Source organism: Streptomyces sp. NPDC007162, assembly GCF_040634175.1.
Taxonomy (GTDB): domain Bacteria; phylum Actinomycetota; class Actinomycetes; order Streptomycetales; family Streptomycetaceae; genus Streptomyces.
In genome coordinates, this window is sequence record NZ_JBEYFC010000177.1 from 1 (window position 1) to 16,049 (window position 16,049).

Annotated in this window: 8 protein-coding genes and 1 pseudogene; 1 reads left to right on the plus strand and 8 read right to left on the minus strand. The window is 74.1% G+C overall.

Annotated features, from left to right (window positions below; all coding sequences use genetic code 11):
* Nucleotides 1–86 precede the first annotated feature (86 nt).
* Both ABZ646_RS21700 and ABZ646_RS21705 read right to left on the minus strand, forming a co-directional pair.
* The gene (locus tag ABZ646_RS21700) at nt 87–689 is read right to left on the minus strand and encodes a hypothetical protein (protein ID WP_360521216.1); all 603 of its coding nucleotides are present in this window, start codon (nt 687–689) and stop codon (nt 87–89) included.
* Nucleotides 690–786: 97 nt separating this feature from the next.
* Nucleotides 787–1,011: pseudogene (locus tag ABZ646_RS21705) on the minus strand (hypothetical protein); the annotation flags it as partial.
* 1,086 nt (nt 1,012–2,097) lie between these two features.
* On the opposite strand from ABZ646_RS21705, the gene ABZ646_RS21710 reads away from it, so the two are divergent.
* The gene (locus tag ABZ646_RS21710; protein ID WP_360521198.1) at nt 2,098–6,102 is read left to right on the plus strand and encodes an SCO5717 family growth-regulating ATPase; all 4,005 of its coding nucleotides are present in this window, start codon (nt 2,098–2,100) and stop codon (nt 6,100–6,102) included.
* Nucleotides 6,103–6,175: 73 nt separating this feature from the next.
* Here the strand turns inward: ABZ646_RS21710 and ABZ646_RS21715 are convergent, their stop codons facing one another.
* The 6 genes from ABZ646_RS21715 to infB all read right to left on the minus strand — a co-directional run.
* Nucleotides 6,176–7,126 (minus strand): bifunctional riboflavin kinase/FAD synthetase, encoded by a 951-nt coding sequence (locus tag ABZ646_RS21715; protein ID WP_360521201.1) that lies wholly within the window; start codon nt 7,124–7,126, stop codon nt 6,176–6,178.
* 118 nt (nt 7,127–7,244) lie between these two features.
* Complete coding sequence (locus ABZ646_RS21720) at nt 7,245–10,853, minus strand: trypsin-like peptidase domain-containing protein (protein ID WP_360521204.1); 3,609 nt, start codon at nt 10,851–10,853, stop codon at nt 7,245–7,247.
* 550 nt (nt 10,854–11,403) lie between these two features.
* A complete protein-coding gene (gene truB / locus ABZ646_RS21725; RefSeq protein ID WP_360521207.1) occupies nt 11,404–12,309 on the minus strand; it encodes a tRNA pseudouridine(55) synthase TruB in 906 nt (301 codons plus the stop codon).
* Nucleotides 12,306–12,764 (minus strand): 30S ribosome-binding factor RbfA, encoded by a 459-nt coding sequence (rbfA, locus tag ABZ646_RS21730; RefSeq protein ID WP_360521210.1) that lies wholly within the window; start codon nt 12,762–12,764, stop codon nt 12,306–12,308. Before rbfA ends, truB begins: the two co-directional genes overlap by 4 nt.
* Before the next feature lie 38 nt (nt 12,765–12,802).
* Entirely contained in the window at nt 12,803–13,096 is a 294-nt protein-coding gene (locus ABZ646_RS21735; protein ID WP_355720734.1) for a DUF503 domain-containing protein, read from the minus strand.
* 154 nt (nt 13,097–13,250) lie between these two features.
* The coding region (gene infB, locus ABZ646_RS21740; RefSeq protein WP_360521213.1) for a translation initiation factor IF-2 at nt 13,251–16,049 on the minus strand (2,799 nt) is incomplete at its 5' end.

Consider the following 16,049-nt stretch of genomic DNA (forward strand, 5'->3'; position numbering starts at 1 on the left):
GGACGGTGCCCAGCCGATCATCAGCTGGATCAGCGGCGCCTTGAGGTTGCCGCCGGCCGGCAGGGTCCCGCCTCCCGGTGGAGGGGTCAGCCGTCCCCGGCGCTGCCGATGCCGAGCACGGACAGCACGGCGTCCTTGGGGTGCTTGTCGTCGGCGGCGAGTTCCCGCTTCGCGAAGAAGACCCTGCCCTGCTCCACCACGATGTCCGACTGCGTCGGGTCGCTGAGTTCGCCCTCGTCGTCGGACGGGAGGCCGAAGAGCAGGTACGGGGTCTGCTTGCCGGTCCGCGAATCCCAGCTCAGCACCGCGGACGGTTCGATGTCGCTGAGGCTGCTGCGCAGGACCAGCAGCCGGTCACCGCTCATCCGCAGCGGTACGACGGGTTCCAGCGAACGGCCGTCGAGCTTGCCCTCGCTCCGGCCGGTCCCGCGGTCGAACGCGACGATCCAGTTCTCCGGTTGGCCGATCCCCGACCGGTCCTTGCTGGTGACGATGACCCGGTCGGCCCCGACGACCACACCGTCGCAGTTCTCGATGTCGCCGAAGAACCCCGCGGAGAAGTAGCGGTCGCCGCACCTGGGGTCGTAGGCGTCGCCGCCCATGAGGATGGTGGCGAGTTTGCCGCCGTCGTCGCCGTCGAGGGTGATGAGGTCGGTGACGAGGGTGTCCCCGGCCGCGACGGCGAGCACCGGTGGGTCGGCGGAGGGCAGGTAGACGTCCTTGGACGCCGGCGGCCACCTGGTAGGTCCACTCGGGCTTACCGGTGCGCGGGGCGAGCCGCTGCACCCGGTACGTGGTGTCGGCCCCCTCGCCGCAGCTCTCCAGGGCGAGCAGCGCGCCGCCGCCGGCGAAGCCCTTGTCGACGCACCTGGCGCCGGTCGTGCTGTTCCAGAGCCGCTTGCCGTGCTCCATGCCGTAGGCCACCGAGCCATGGCCCCAGGCCACCGCGACGACGCCCTCGGCCAGTGTGAGGCCGGTGTTGGTGACGTAGGCCTCGCGCGCCGAGGGCATCGTGGCCGTCCACAGTTTCCGGCCGGTGTTCAGGTCGACGAAGACGACCTCGTCGCAGATGCCGGCGTCCTTGGTGCCCTTGCGTTTGCCCGGCTGCACCACGACCGCCGTACGGCCGTCGGCGGTCACGTGGCCGGTGGTGGCGCAGAGGTGGCCGTCGAGCTGGAGGGTCCAGGCCGTTTCGTCGGAGCCGGGTTCGATCTTCACGCCGATGATCTTCGTGCCGATGCCCTTGGCCAGGATCTTGCCGGTGGCCCAGGTGCCGGGCGCGTAGCGGGCTGGGGTCGCTCTCCTTGGGGAGGTCCTCCTCGTAGTGGTCGACCACCACCTGGCCCTCGGGCGAGGCCGGGGCCTTCTCGACGGTCTGCCGTATCGCGTCAGGGGCCGGGGCGGCGGCCCGCTCGGGGCCCGAGGACCTGCCGCCGCCCGCGGCCAGCAACAGCGCGCCGCCCGCGGCCAGGGCGACGGCCACGACGGCCGCCAGCATCCCGGACAGGCGTCCGCGCCGCTTCCTGCGCTCGCCGTCGGCGGCCAGCGCGGACTGTGTGCAGATGGAAGGAGGTGGGCCGAAGCTCACGCCGAACGTTCCCTTCTTCTCTGCTGCGCGCTACGCGTACGGCAGAACTTCGGGGAAGGCCGCGGCGGTTGCCGTGCACACCTCGTACTCCCCCGTCCCCCCTGGCGTCCGCGCGCAATGTCCCCGGTATCAGGGCCGGTTCATCCGTGCTCACGCGAACACGCCTCACCCTATCCCCCCTGCTCAGCGACGGGCCCGCCACCGCCGGCCACGCCAGGGCGTCACCAAGGGTGGCCGAACTGCTGCCACTTGCCCGTTTTGTTCTTCGATCGCCCGGCTGGTGTGACCAGGTGGACGTCCGCGGAGAGACGGACGGGCCTGCCGAGGTGCGGCTGGTGGTGATTAGGCTGGGAGGGGGTGCGACGTCGGGACCGTGAACACGGCGTGGGGCCCCGAGGGGGAGAGCCGGTGGATCGGACTACCTCAAACGAATACGGATGCTGAGAACGACACGACATGGTCGTCGCGCCGGCACGGCATGAGGGTGCTCGACCACATCAGGAGGAACTGTGAGCAGCGACCGGGACGGGAACCGCGGGGGCTGGGCGACACCCGGCGACGACCAGCCCGACGCGGAGTCCCTCAACGAGATGACGGGCGAGTTCACGATCGACTACGCGCCGCCCGCCTGGTACACGCAGAACGCGGCGGGGGGTTCGGGGGGCGCCGAAGGGGGTGGCGGACCGGCACCGGGCGCTTCGGGGTCCGGTGAGGGGTCCGGCGGTGGTTCCGGCGCGGCCGGCGGGGCGGGTACCGCCAGCTCGGGTCCTGGCGACGGGCCGGGTGCTGGGCCGGGAAGCGGTACGACGCCTTCCGGTCACCCCCGTTCACCGTTCCCGCCGGGAGCGCCGATCCCCGGGTTGACGCCGCCTCCGCATGCCCAGCAGGGGGGTAGGGCATCGGGTCCGGGAGCCGCGTTCACCCCGCCGCCGTCCGCCCCGGCATCCGGGCCGGGTACCGCGCCGGCGCCGGGCGCGCCGTTCACTCCGCCACCGACGTCAACTCCGGGCGCCCCCTTCACACCTGCGCCCGCGTCAAACCCTGGGGCGCCGTTCACGCCTGCGCCTTCGTCGAACCCCGGAGCGCCCTTCAGCCCGCCGCCCGCGTCAACTCCCGGCACCCCGTTCACGCCTCCGCCCGCGTCAGCCCCCGGAGCGCCCTTCACTCCTCTGCCCGCGTCAACCCCCGGTGCGCCCTTCACCGCGCTGCCCGCTTCGCACCCCGGGGCTCCCGGTGCCCCGTCGGCGACTTCAGTGCCCGGCACGTCGTACCCGTCGACGCCCGGCACCCCGTTCACGCCTCCGCCCGCGTCAACTCCCGGAGCGCCCTTCACTCCTGCGCCCGCGGCGGCTCCGGGCGCGCCCTTCACCGCGCCGCCCGCCTCCGCGCCCGGCGGCCCCTTCACCCCGCCGGCCACCGCCACGCCTGGCGCGCCGGTCACGTCGCCTGCTCCCCGCGCGGACGCGGGGGCGCCGGCCGCCGAGCCCGTCGTGCCGGTCACCCCTGCCGCGCCGCCCGCCGGGAGCGCGGCGGACGTGCCGGAACTGCCGGCCGGTTTCGAGCCGCAGCGATCCCACGCCGAGAAGCGGACGCCGGAGGCCGAACCGGACAACGGTGACCTGGAGAGCGGCGCGACCATGCGGTTCTCCGCGGTCGCCCTGAAGCGTGAGATGGCCGGGGCCGCCGAGCAGTCCGATGTTCCCCGGAGTGAGGCCGCGGAGGAGAGCGCGGCCGATGAAGAAGCCGAGGAGTCAGAATCCGCCACCGACGTCGACGCGCTTGCGGGGGACTCCGAGGTCGAGGACACGGACGCGGAGGTTGCCGAGGAGACCGACGCGTCTGATCCGTCGGGTCAGGACGAAGCGCCGCACTTCGTCACCGACGAACCGGCCGACGCCCACGGTGAGCACGGTGAGCACGAGGGTCCCAGCGGCGAGGCCGCCCAGGAAGCCGTCCCGGTCCCCGACACCGAGGACGAGGGCGAAGGCGAAGGCGACACCGAGGAAGAGGTTGCCGAAGAAGAGGCTGCCGAGGACGAGGCGGCCCCCGTGGCCGAGGAGTCCGGCGACGCCGACGCCGTAGCAGCGGAGAACCCGGCGGAGCCCCAGCCCCAGCCCCAGGACGCCGAACCCGTCACGCCTGCCCCGCAGGATGCGCCCCCTTCCCCCGAGGACGCCGTGCCCGCTGCCTGGGCTCCCCCGCCGACGCCACCGGCCGCGGTGCCCCCGCTGCCGCCGTCGTACCAGCCCGCCGCGCCCACGCCCGCCGCCCAGTGGCCCGCCCAGCCGACCGCGGCGCCGGAGCCCGCACCCGCCCAACAGCACCCGCACCCGCAGGGGCAGCCTCAGCCGGCCGCCGCCCAGGGTCCCGCCGGCGTGCCCGGCCCGCAGCCGCCGTTCCAGCCGCAGGCGCCGCAGCCCGCGCCCGCCGCCTGGCAGCAGCCCCCGGCACAGCAACCCCCCGCACCCGACGCCCAGGGCGGTTACCGCCTCCCGCAGCCCGGTCGGCCGTCTCTCCCGCAGCAGCCCCCCATGCCCGACGCCCAGGGTGGCTACGGCTTCCCGCAGCCGGGCACTCCCGTCCCCCCGCAGGCGCCGGCCGGCTACGGCTACCCCGGGCAGCCCCAACCCCCGCACGCCCAGGCCCCGGACGCGCAGGCCGGCTACGGCTACCCCGGCGCCCCCACACCCCCGGCCCCCCAGGCACCCGCCCCGGCCGGCTACGGCTTCCCGCAGCCCGGCGCCCAGCCTCCGGTGCCCCCGGCCCAGCCCGGCGGCTACGGCTTCCCGCCGCACCCCGGCGGGCCCGCTCCGCAGCCGCAGGCCACCCCCCAGGACCCGCGTGCCGCCCAGCCCGCCCCGCCGGTTCAGGACCACGCCCAGGCCCCGCAGTCCGGGCAGGACCCACACGGCCCTCATGCGCCGCAGGCGCCCCAGCCGCCCGTCGACCCCCGCGCCGGTGCCGCCTGGCCGCAGCCCATCCAGCACGACCAGCGGCAGATGACCAACCCCGGTGCCGCGCCACTGGGTTACACCGCCGCCGTGGAACTGTCCTCCGACCGGCTGCTCAACAACAAGAGGCAGAAGGCGAAGAGCGGCCGGCCCGCCGCCGCGTCCTCCCGGTTCAAGATCGGCGGCAAGAAGGAGGAGGCAGAGCGGCAGCGGAAGCTGGAGCTGATCCGGACCCCGGTGCTGTCCTGCTACCGGATAGCGGTGATCAGCCTCAAGGGCGGGGTCGGCAAGACCACCACGACCACCGCGCTCGGCTCGACGCTCGCCACCGAACGCCAGGACAAGATCCTCGCCATCGACGCCAACCCGGACGCCGGCACACTCGGCCGCCGGGTGCGCCGGGAGACCGGGGCCACCATCCGCGACCTGGTCCAGGCGATCCCGTACCTCAACTCGTACATGGACATCAGGCGGTTCACCTCGCAGGCGCCGTCCGGCCTGGAGATCATCGCCAACGACGTCGACCCGGCCGTCTCGACCACGTTCAACGACGAGGACTACCGGCGCGCGATCGACGTGCTCGGCAGGCAGTACCCGATCATCCTCACCGACTCGGGCACCGGTCTGCTCTACAGCGCCATGCGCGGGGTGCTCGACCTCGCCGACCAACTGATCATCATCTCGACGCCGTCGGTGGACGGTGCGAGCAGCGCGAGTACGACGCTGGACTGGCTGTCCGCGCACGGGTACGCCGACCTCGTGTCCCGGTCCCTCACCGTGATCTCCGGGGTCCGCGAGACCGGAAAGATGATCAAGGTCGAGGACATCGTTCAGCACTTCGAGACGCGCTGCCGGGGCGTGGTGGTCGTGCCCTTCGACGAGCATCTGTCCGCCGGTGCCGAGGTGGACCTCGACATGATGCGGCCGAAGGTCCGGGAGGCGTACTTCAACCTGGCGGCGATGGTCGCCGAGGACTTCGTACGGCACCAGCAGATGCACGGTCTGTGGACCAGCGACGGCAACCCGCCGCCGGTGGCTGCCCCGCCGATGCCGGGGCAGCCGCTGCCCGGACAGCAGCAGTACGCGCCGGGCCTGCCGCAGCAGCCGTACGTGCCCGGACAGCAGCCCTATCCGCAGCAGCCGGGGCAGCCGCCGTATCCCCAGCAGCCCGGACAGCCGTACCCGCAGCAGCCGTACCCGCCCCAGCAGGGCCGGCCCCCGCAGCAGGAGCTGTACGGCGGGCCGCAGCCCGGTGCCCAGCCCGCCCAGCCCCATCCGCCGCAGCCCGCCCAGCCCCATCCGCCGCAGCCGGGGCAGCCCTTGCCGCCGCAGGCGCAGCCTCAGCCGGGCTACGGCTACCCGCAGTCCGGCGCCCAGCCACCCGCGCCCCCGGCCCAGCCCGGCGGCTACGGATTCCCGCAGCCCGGTCAGCCTGCGCCGCAGGCCCAGACACCGCAGACACCGCAGCCGTCCCAGGCACCCCAGCAGCCTCAGCAGCCACCCCAGCAGCCTCAGCAGCCTCAGCAGCCACCCCAGCAGCCGGGGCAGCCCCCGCAGCAGTAGCCGGAACGCCGAAGGGCGGTCGGTGCCTCGGCGCACCGGCCGCCCTTCGGCGTATGTCGAGCCGTCCCCTGGCTCAGGCGTCCTCCGCCGCCACCAGTTCCCGGCAGCGCTTGACGTCCTCGGCCATCTGCTCGAGCAGGGCGTCGAGGGAGTCGAACCTGGCCTGGCTGCGCACGAACGCCAGGAAGTCGACGGCGACGTGCAGGCCGTACAGGTCGAGGCCGACACGGTCGATGGCGTACGCCTCCACCGTGCGCTCGGTGCCGTCGAACTGCGGGTTCGTGCCGACGGAGATCGCGGCCGGCATCGCCTCGCCCTGGGCGTGCAGGAAGCCTGCGTAGACACCGTCGGCCGGGATCGCGGTGTGCGGGAGGGTCTCCACGTTGGCGGTGGGGAAGCCCAGCTCGCGGCCGCGCTGGGCGCCGCGCACGACCACGCCCTCCACCCGGTGCGGGCGGCCCAGGATCTCGCGGGCGCCCGCCATGTCACCCTCGGCGACCAGCCGCCGGGTCAGGGTCGAGGAGAACGGCTCGCCGCCGCCCGCCGCGCCGCGCACGAACAGGTCGACGACCTCGACCTCGAAGTCGTACACCGCGCCCTGTTCGATCAGGAACTCGACGTTGCCCGCGGCCTTGTGGCCGAAGCGGAAGTTGGGGCCCTCGACGACCGCCTTGGCGTGCAGCCGGTCGACCAGGACCTTCACCACGAAGTCGGCGGCCGACAGCTTCGAGAACTCGGTGGTGAAGGGGAGGATCAGCACCGCGTCCACGCCCAGCTCCGCCATCAGCTCGGCGCGGGTGTGGTGCGGGGCGAGCAGCGGCGGGTGGCTGCCGGGGCGGACGACCTCGCTGGGGTGCGGGTCGAAGGTGACGACGACGGCGGGGATGCCCAGCTCACGTGCGCGGTCCACGGCATGCCTGATGATCAGCTGGTGACCGCGGTGCACCCCGTCATAGGAACCGATGGTGACGACGCTGCGCCCCCAGTCCTCGGGGATGTCCTCCAAGCCACGCCAGCGCTGCACTGTGACCGCTCCTCGAACCTTTGTCCGTTGTCCCTCTTACGCAGCTCTAAGGGTGCCATGTTTGCCGGACTCGGCTCACACCGGCACGGTCGCTGTGACCGGGCGCACGTGTCCGCGGTCACGCCGGGACCCTCACCCCGGCCAGGTTTCCCAGCATCCGGCGGGTGCTCGGCCCCACCACCGCGGCCCACTCGTCCGGGGTGTCGGTGAGCCAGCGCGCCATCAGGACGGCGAAGCCGGGCACATGCCGGCCCAGGTCCACCAGTCCCCGGTCGAAGCGGGTCGCGCCGTCCGGGGTGCGGACCAGGAGCAGTCCCGTGCGGCGGACCAGGTCGCGCATCCGATCACGGTCCTCCCCGCGCTGCGCGGCGGCCGCGTGCAGCAGCGCGTCCAGCACCCCGGGGTCCCGCTCATGGGCGAGCAGGAACTCGAGGAGCTCGCGGCGGAGCGGTTGCGAGGCGGGGGCGCCGGCCGTGCCGAGCACGGTCGCGAGGGCCGCCCGCACCGGTTCGGGGCCGTCCACGAGCAGCCCGGTGACCAGCGGCAGGAGGACCGGGCGGGACTCGGCGCCCCGGTCGAGGCGGCGCTCGACGAACCCGGCGACCTGCCCGGCCAGGTCCGGCCGCAGCTCGGCGGCCTCCTGGACCAGCTCGGTGACCCGCTCCAGGTGCGTGGGGACGTTGACGTCGGCGAGGGCGCGCAGCACCTGGCCGGCGTCCGGGCCGCGCAGCCGGGCGCGGAAGGCCCCCAGGACCTCGTCGGGGTGGGTGGTCAGGGCGGGGACCAGGGCGGCGGGGGTGAGCTGGGGGTCGTCGGCGGCGAAGTGCCCCAGCGCCGAGGGGAGGTGACGGGCGCGGGTCACCGGGTCCCGCACCAGCAGGGCGAGGGCGCCGCCGTGCAGGGTGCAGTCGGCGGGGCGGGCGAGCAGGCCGAGCGCGGCGTACCGGAGCAGTTCACGGTCGGCCTCGCCGCGGACGTGCGGCGCGGCACGCAGTGCGTGGGCGACGGCGGCCACCCGGCGGGCCGGGCGCTCGTCGTGCGCCCAGCGGTCCACGGCCCGGCACAGGGCGGAGGGCTCGTCCTCGGCGAGCACGCCGAGCAGTTCGTCGCCGCGCCGGTGTGCCGCGTCCACCAGCACCTCGGTCAGTTCGTCCAGCGCACCGTGCCGATGCGTGTGCAGCAGCGCCTGCGCGGCGGTGGCCACGGTGGCATGCGGCATCGCGGGCAACGGCCGCTCGTCGTCGAACCACTTCGTGAGGTACGGCTGTACGGCGGCGGGGTCGGCGGCGAGCAGCCGGGCGACGGCGTCCAGGAACCGCGGCCCCGCGCCTTCGGCCTCCTCGGCCGTCGGCCGGGGCCCGAAGCGCCCGGTGCCGGCCGTCTCCGGCAGCGGCTCGTCCGCGAGGACCAGCCTGCGCAGCAGATCGAAAAGGTCGGCGGCGGGCAGGGCGAGCGCCGTCCAGAAGCCGGGCCCGAACTCGTCGGACACGGCGCGCTGCCGGCGCACCACGCGGTCCGCGAGCAGCTTCAGCACCCCGTGGTACGGGGTCGCGTCGGGCAGTCTCAGCAGGGTCTGGGTGAGCAGTCGCGCGGCCCACCAGGAGCCGGGGTCCAGGTCCAGTGCGTGCGCCAGTTCCTGGAGCCGTGGCGCGAGTGCGTCCGGGCCGTACTGCCGGTCGAGGAGCAGCAGCGCCTGGACGACCGGGCCGATCCGGTGGTGCGGGACGGGCAGGAGGTGGGGGCCCTGGTGGGGGGCGCGGTGGCGGTGCACGAGGGTGTGCAGGGCCTCGTCCAGGTCCAGGTGCAGGCCCTGGAGCCAGTCGGCGAGTTCCTCGTGGGCGAAGCGGTACCCGCCGCCGGCGGGGACCAGCAGGCCCTCGGTGAGTACGGCGGAGGCCCAGCCGGAATCGCCGCCGAGACGGGCGGGGGCGGGCCCCCAGGGGAAGACGGTCTCGAACGACTCCCGGTCCAGCTCACCCTGTCCGGGGCCGAGGCTGCGCCGGGCGGCCTCGTGGACCTGGCCGGAGACCCGGGCGGCGAGCCGTCGCACGGCCTTGCCGCGCAGGCCGTTCTCGGCGGCCAGCCGGACCGCGATGCGCAGGCACATCAGGTCGAGGTGGGCGGCGAAGACGTCGTGCCGGTCGATCGGGGCGGCCTCGGGGGCGTCCGGGAGGGCGGCACGGACCTCGGAGAGCAGGCGCAGGGCGAGGGGGTGGCGGGCGTCGCGGTCGACGAGGACGCCGTCGGGCACGCCGTAGCGGGCGCGGGCGCGGCGGGCCTCGTCGGGGGTGAGATCGGTCAGCCGGACGCACGGGGGTTCGTCACCGGACCCGTGCAGCAGGCCGGGCGGGAACTCGGCGCCGGCGCGCTCCCAGTACTCCTCGCGGCAGGCCACCAGCAGGCGGGCGCGGGTGTCCCGCAGCCAGTCGGCGGTGCCCTCGGTCCAGGCGGGCAGCCGGTGGGCGAGGACCGGGGGCATCTCCTCGGGACCGTCGAGCAGGAGGAGCAGCGGGCGTCCGATGCGGGCGGCCTGTGCGGCCAGCCGTTCCACGGTCAGGTCGCCGAGGTCGCCGGGGAGTTGGGAGCGGGAGGCGGCGGCGATCCGGACCGCACGCTCCAGGGTGCGGCGGGCGGCGTCGGCCACAGAGGTGTCGGCGTCCTTGAGGTCGGCGCCGCGGAGCCAGAGCGTGGGGCGGGCCTCGCGGTGGCGGCGGGCGGCCAGGGCGGCGAGCTCCGTCGTGCGGCCGGTGCCGGGAGCGCCGACCAGGGCCAGGACGGTGCCGGTGGCATTCTCGGTGTCGGTGCCGGTGGCTTCGGCGAAGGCCGCCAACTCGTGGGAGACGGTGGTTCGTTCGACGGGGCGGACGGGGTCTGTGTGCTCGGGTGCGGGTGGGTGGGGGCTGATCACGCAGTTCCCCGCGCTCCTTTGGGGCGCGCAACGGCCCACGTAGCCCGACAGGGTGCCCGGGGGGCCGTCCTGGCCGACGGAGGTGGCCGTCAGTTCCAGGATTCCGGCGAGGTTCAGATCGGTGCCGTAGGCCGGGACGGTCGCGGCGTTCCGTGCCAGCAGGTCGGCGAGGGGGCCGTTGTCCGGGTGGTGCAGGGGGACCGCGAAGCCGACATCGCGTTGGCCGGACTGGAGTGCTGTGCCGAGGACCGCCAGGACGGCGCCGGTCCCGGCGTCCAGGACCGGGCCGCCTGCCGTTCCGCCGCCGAGGCGCAGGGCGTCGCGGCCCGCCGTGCCGATCGCCAGCTCCAGTGCGTCCTCCAGGAGGTGGAAGCGGTCGGTGGCCGTGTAGGTCACCTGGGTCGCGGCCAGCACCCGGGCCTCGCGCCAGCGGTCGGCGGCAACCTGTACGTAGGTGCCGGCCGGGATCCGCTCCCGCACGGTGATCGGCAGCGGGTCCACGGCGAGGCCCTCGGTGCGGATCAGGGCCAGGTCGAGGGCGGGCAGCGGGGTGACCGCGTCCGCGGCGACCACACAGGTGCGGTCACCGGCCGCGTGCAGGACGATCCGGGCGAGCCCGTCGACGGCCTCGTGGCTGGTGACGAGCGTCCCGTGGTGGTCGGCCAGGAAACCGGTGCCGCGCGGCCGCCCGGCGAGGTCGCGGACCCGGACCAGCCGCTCGTCGAGCACCGGCGCCGATTCCGCCGCCGCCCTGTCCGCCTCCCGCGCACCGTCCACCGTCCGGCGACCGCTCCCGGTTCGCGGGCCCCGTCCCGCCATGATCGAACCTCCCCGCCCGTACACCCGTGCCCTTGCGTCCGACGGTAGGGGCGAAATGATCAGCGGGACAGAGCAGGCCGGGAAAGCGCCCCCGTCCGCTCCCCCGGTTCACTCCGAGCGCCTGCTCGGTCGGGTGAATAGGCCAGGGCGGGTGGATACACCCTAGGGGTGGGGGAACCGAGGGGGGACCGTGGAGCGGCGGCAACACCAGACCCCGTGGCCGCCGCTCCACGGACACCACCCGCCCCGGTGCCCGCGCCGTCGCCTCCGAGGCAGAGCACAGTCCGAGCGCATCGAACCGGCCACCGTGCCGACCGACGACGGACCGGCCGCGACGACCCGGCGGCAACCGTCCGCCCGCCGGGGCCCGCCGCGTGCCCGGCCCCACCTGCCGCCGCGCCACGGGCGACGTCCGAACGCGCGCTCCGGAGGGCATCGGCCGCCGCTCGACGGACAACGCCCTCCCGCGCCGCGGCACCCGCCGCGTGTCACGGTCGGGCCGGGCAGCGCTTCGCCGGGAAGGGGCGGGTGTCGGTCTGGCGGGGCTGGGTCAGGAGAAGACCGCGAGGCTCTTGGACTTGCCCTTGTGTTCCTCCACGAGGGCGAGGAAGCGGCCCTCGGGGTCGAACACCGCCACCGGGCCCGTGCCCGCGTACTCGTCGGGCATCTCCAGGCGCACGCCGTTGGTGAGCAGCCTCGCCCGCCTGGCGTCGACGTTCCAGCGCGGGAAGGCGGCGTCCGCCGCGTCGGCGATCGGCATCACGGTCAGCTCCTGCTGGAGCTGGTCGAGGGTGCGCGCCGAGTCCAGCTTGTACGGCCCCACGCGCGTCCGGCGCAGCGCGGTGAGGTGGCCGCCGACGCCCAGTCCGGCGCCCAGGTCGCGGGCGAGGGCACGGATGTAGGTGCCGGAGGAGCAGACGACGGAGACGACCAGGTCGAGCACGGGGGTGCCGTCCTCGGCGACGGCGTCCCGGACGTCGTACACCGCGAAGGAGGAGACGGTCACAGGGCGGGCCGGGATGTCGAAGTCCTCGCCGTCCCGGGCGCGCTTGTAGGACCGTACGCCGTCGATCTTGATGGCGCTGACCTTGGACGGCACCTGCATGATGGCGCCCGTCAGCTTGGCGATGCCGGCGTCGACGGCCTCCCGGGTCACCTTGGACGCGTCCGTGGACGAGGTGATCTCGCCCTCGGCGTCGTCGGTGACGGTGTTCTGGCCGAGGCGGATCGTCCCGAGGTACTCCTTCTCGGTGAGGGCGAGGTGCCCGAGGAGCTTGGTCGCCCGCTCGATACCGAGGACGAGGACGCCCGTGGCCATGGGGTCGAGGGTGCCGGCGTGCCCGACGCGTCGGGTGCGGGCGATGCCCCGCATCTTGGCGACGACGTCGTGCGAGGTGAAGCCCGACGGCTTGTCGACGATGACGAGGCCGTCGGGCGGGGTGGGCTTGCTGGTCATTCGGTGGCGTCGTCCGTCTCGTCGGCGGCGTCCTCGTCCGGCTTGCGGTACGGGTCGGCCTCGCCCGCGTAGTCGGCGCCCGCGGAGGCCTCGCGGACCTTGGCGTCCGACTGGCGTGCCCGGTCGAGGAGGTCCTCGATGTTGCGGGCGGTGTCCGGCAGGGCGTCCGCGACGAAGGCGAGGGTCGGCGTGAACTTCACTCCGGCCGCCCGGCCCACCTCGGAACGGAGGATGCCCTTGGCGCTCTCCAGACCGGCGGCCGCGGCCTTCCGCTCCTCCTCGTCGCCGTACACCGTGTAGAAGACGGTCGCCTCCCTGAGGTCACCCGTGACCCGGGTGTCCGTGATGGTGACGTGCGAGCCGAGCCGCGGGTCCTTGATCCCGCGCTGCAGCTTCTGGGCCACCACCTCCCGGATGAGGTCCGCCAGCCTTTTCGCCCGCGCGTTGTCGGCCACTGGTCCGCTCCCGTTCTTTCTTCTTGTCGTTCTCAGGTCTAGTCGTCGTCGCCGTGGAAGCGCCGTCGGACGGACAGCAGCTCCACCTCGGGGCGGCCGGCGACCAGCCGTTCGCACCGGTCGAGTACGTCGGTCAGGTGCACGGCGTCGCCGGAGACCATGGCGAGGCCGATGCCGGCCCTGCGGTGAAGGTCCAGGTGGTCCACCTCGGCCGCGCTCACGGCGTACTTCCGCTGGAGTTCGGCGACGATCGGGCGGACGACGGAGCGTTTCTCCTTGAGCGAGTGGATGTCACCCAGGAGGAGGTCGAAGGACAGAGTCCCCACGTACATGTGTGTAACCGGATAACCCGCCGGTACGGGATCGATGGCCCTGTCAGGAACGGTACCCCGTCCCTGCCGGGGACTCGACCGACTTTCCCCACGGTCACGGGGCAGGAAAAAGGCCGGCCGACGGCACCGAAGTCCCGTCGGCCGGCCGCAGCCGCTAGACGCGCGGCTTCTCGCGCATCTCGTACGTCGCGATGACGTCGTCGATCTTGATGTCGTTGAAGTTTCCGAGGTTGATACCGCCCTCGTAGCCTTCGCGGATCTCGGTGACGTCGTCCTTGAAGCGGCGCAGGCCCTCGATGTTGAGGTTCTCCGCGATGACCTTGCCGTCGCGGACGAGGCGGGCCTTCGTGTTGCGCTTGACCTCGCCCGAGCGGATGAGGACACCGGCGATGTTGCCCAGCTTGGACGACTTGAAGACCTCGCGGATCTCCGCCGTACCGAGCTCGACCTCCTCGTACTCCGGCTTCAGCATGCCCTTCAGGGCCGCCTCGATCTCCTCGATCGCCTGGTAGATGACCGAGTAGTACCGGACGTCCACACCCTCGCGCTCGGCCATCTGCGCCGCGCGGCCGGCCGCACGGACGTTGAAGCCGATCACGATGGCGTCGGAGCCCATCGCCAGGTCGATGTCGGACTCCGTGACCGCACCGACGCCGCGGTGCAGGACGCGGATGTCGACCTCTTCGCCGACGTCCAGCTGGAGCAGGGAGGACTCCAGGGCCTCGACGGAACCAGAAGCGTCACCCTTGATGATCAGGTTCAGCTGCTGGATCTCGCCGGCCTTGAGCACCTTGTCCAGGTCCTCCAGGGACACGCGGCGCGTGCGCTTCGCGAAGGCCGCGTTGCGCTCACGGGCGGCACGCTTCTCCGCGATCTGGCGGGCCGTACGGTCCTCCTCGACCACGAGGAAGTTGTCACCGGCACCCGGGACGTTGGTGAGACCCAGGACCTGTACCGGAGTGGCGGGTCCGGCCTCGGCGACGTTGTTGCCGTTGTCGTCGAGCATGGCGCGGACGCGACCGTAGGCGTCGCCCACGACCATCGTGTCGCCGACCCGCAGCGTGCCTCGCTGGACGAGGACCGTCGCCACGGCGCCGCGGCCGCGGTCGAGGCGGGACTCGATCGAGATGCCCTGCGCGTCCTGGTTCGGGTTGGCCCGCAGGTCGAGCGAGGCGTCGGCGGTCAGGATGACCGCTTCCAGCAGCTCGTCGATGTACAGACCCTGCTTGGCGGAGATGTCGACGAACATGGTGTCGCCGCCGTACTCCTCGGCCACCAGGCCGTACTCGGTCAGCTGACCGCGCACCTTGGTCGGGTCGGCGCCCTCGACGTCGATCTTGTTGACCGCGACGACGATCGGGACGTCGGCCGCCTTCGCGTGGTTGAGCGCCTCGACCGTCTGCGGCATGACGCCGTCGTTGGCCGCGACGACCAGGATCGCGATGTCGGTCGACTTCGCACCACGGGCACGCATGGCGGTGAACGCCTCGTGACCCGGGGTGTCGATGAAGGTGATCTTGCGCTCTTCGTCGTTGACCTCGGTGGAGACCTGGTAGGCACCGATGTGCTGGGTGATGCCGCCGGCCTCGCCCGCGATGACGTTCGTCTTGCGGATGGCGTCGAGCAGTCGGGTCTTGCCGTGGTCGACGTGACCCATGACGGTGACGACCGGCGGACGGACCACCAGGTCGTCCTCGCCGCCCTCGTCCTCGCCGAACTCGATGTCGAAGGACTCGAGCAGCTCGCGGTCCTCCTCCTCGGGGCTGACGATCTGAACCGTGTAGTTCATCTCGCCGGCGAGGAGCTGCAGGGTCTCGTCGGAGACGGACTGCGTGGCCGTGACCATCTCGCCGAGGTTCATCATGACCGCGACGAGGGACGCCGGGTTGGCGTTGATCTTCTCCGCGAAGTCGGTGAGCGACGCGCCGCGGGAGAGACGGATGCTCTCGCCGTTGCCGCGCGGCAGCATCACGCCGCCGACGCTCGGGGCCTGCATGGCCTCGTACTCCTGGCGACGCTGCCGCTTCGACTTGCGACCGCGACGCGCCGGACCGCCGGGACGGCCGAAGGCGCCCTGCGTGCCACCACGGCCGCCGGGACCGCCCGGACGACCGCCGAAGCCGGGACGACCGCCGCCGCCACCGCCGGGACCGCCGCCGAAGCCGCCGCCACCGCCGGGGCCACCGCCGCCGGGACGGCCGGCGAAGCCGCCGCCACCGCCCGGACGGGCGCCGCCGCCACCGCCGCCGGGACGGCCGGCGAAGCCGCCGCCACCGGGACGACCGGCGCCGCCGGGACGACCCGCACCGCCGGGACCGCGACCGCCGCCACCGGGGCCGGGACGCGGGCCGGCAGCGGGACGCTGCGGCATCATGCCGGGGTTCGGACGCGGACCCGCGGAGCCGCCGCCGGGACGCGGACCGCCCTGCGGACGGGGCATGCCGGACGGGCTCGGACGGGAACCGCCGGGAGCCTGGGGACGCGGACCGCCGCCCTGGGCGCCGGGCGCCTGCGGACGGGGACCGGCGCCGGGGGCACCGGGGCCACCGGGGCGCGGACCGCCCTGCGGGCGCGGGGCCTGCGGGCGGGCCATGCCGGTGGAGCCACCGGACGTGAAGGGGTTGTTGCCCGGGCGCGGACCGGCCGGACGGGCACCGCCCGGACGGGGGGCCTGGCCACCGGGGCGCTGACCGCCCTGACCCGGACGGCCGTCACGCTGGTCGCGCTGGCCGGGAGCCGGACGGGCACCGGGGCGCGGAGCGCCCTGGTTGGGACGGGGGGCACCGGGACGCGGACCCTGCGCGGCGGCCGGGCTCGGCGCCGCGGCAGCCGGGGGCGCCGGCGGTGCGGTGAACTCGGGCGCGGCCGGGGCCGGACGCGGCGCGGGCTTGGGGCCCGGGACGGGGCGCGGGCCGGAGGCGGCCGGCGCGGGGGTGACCGGGGCCGGAGCCGC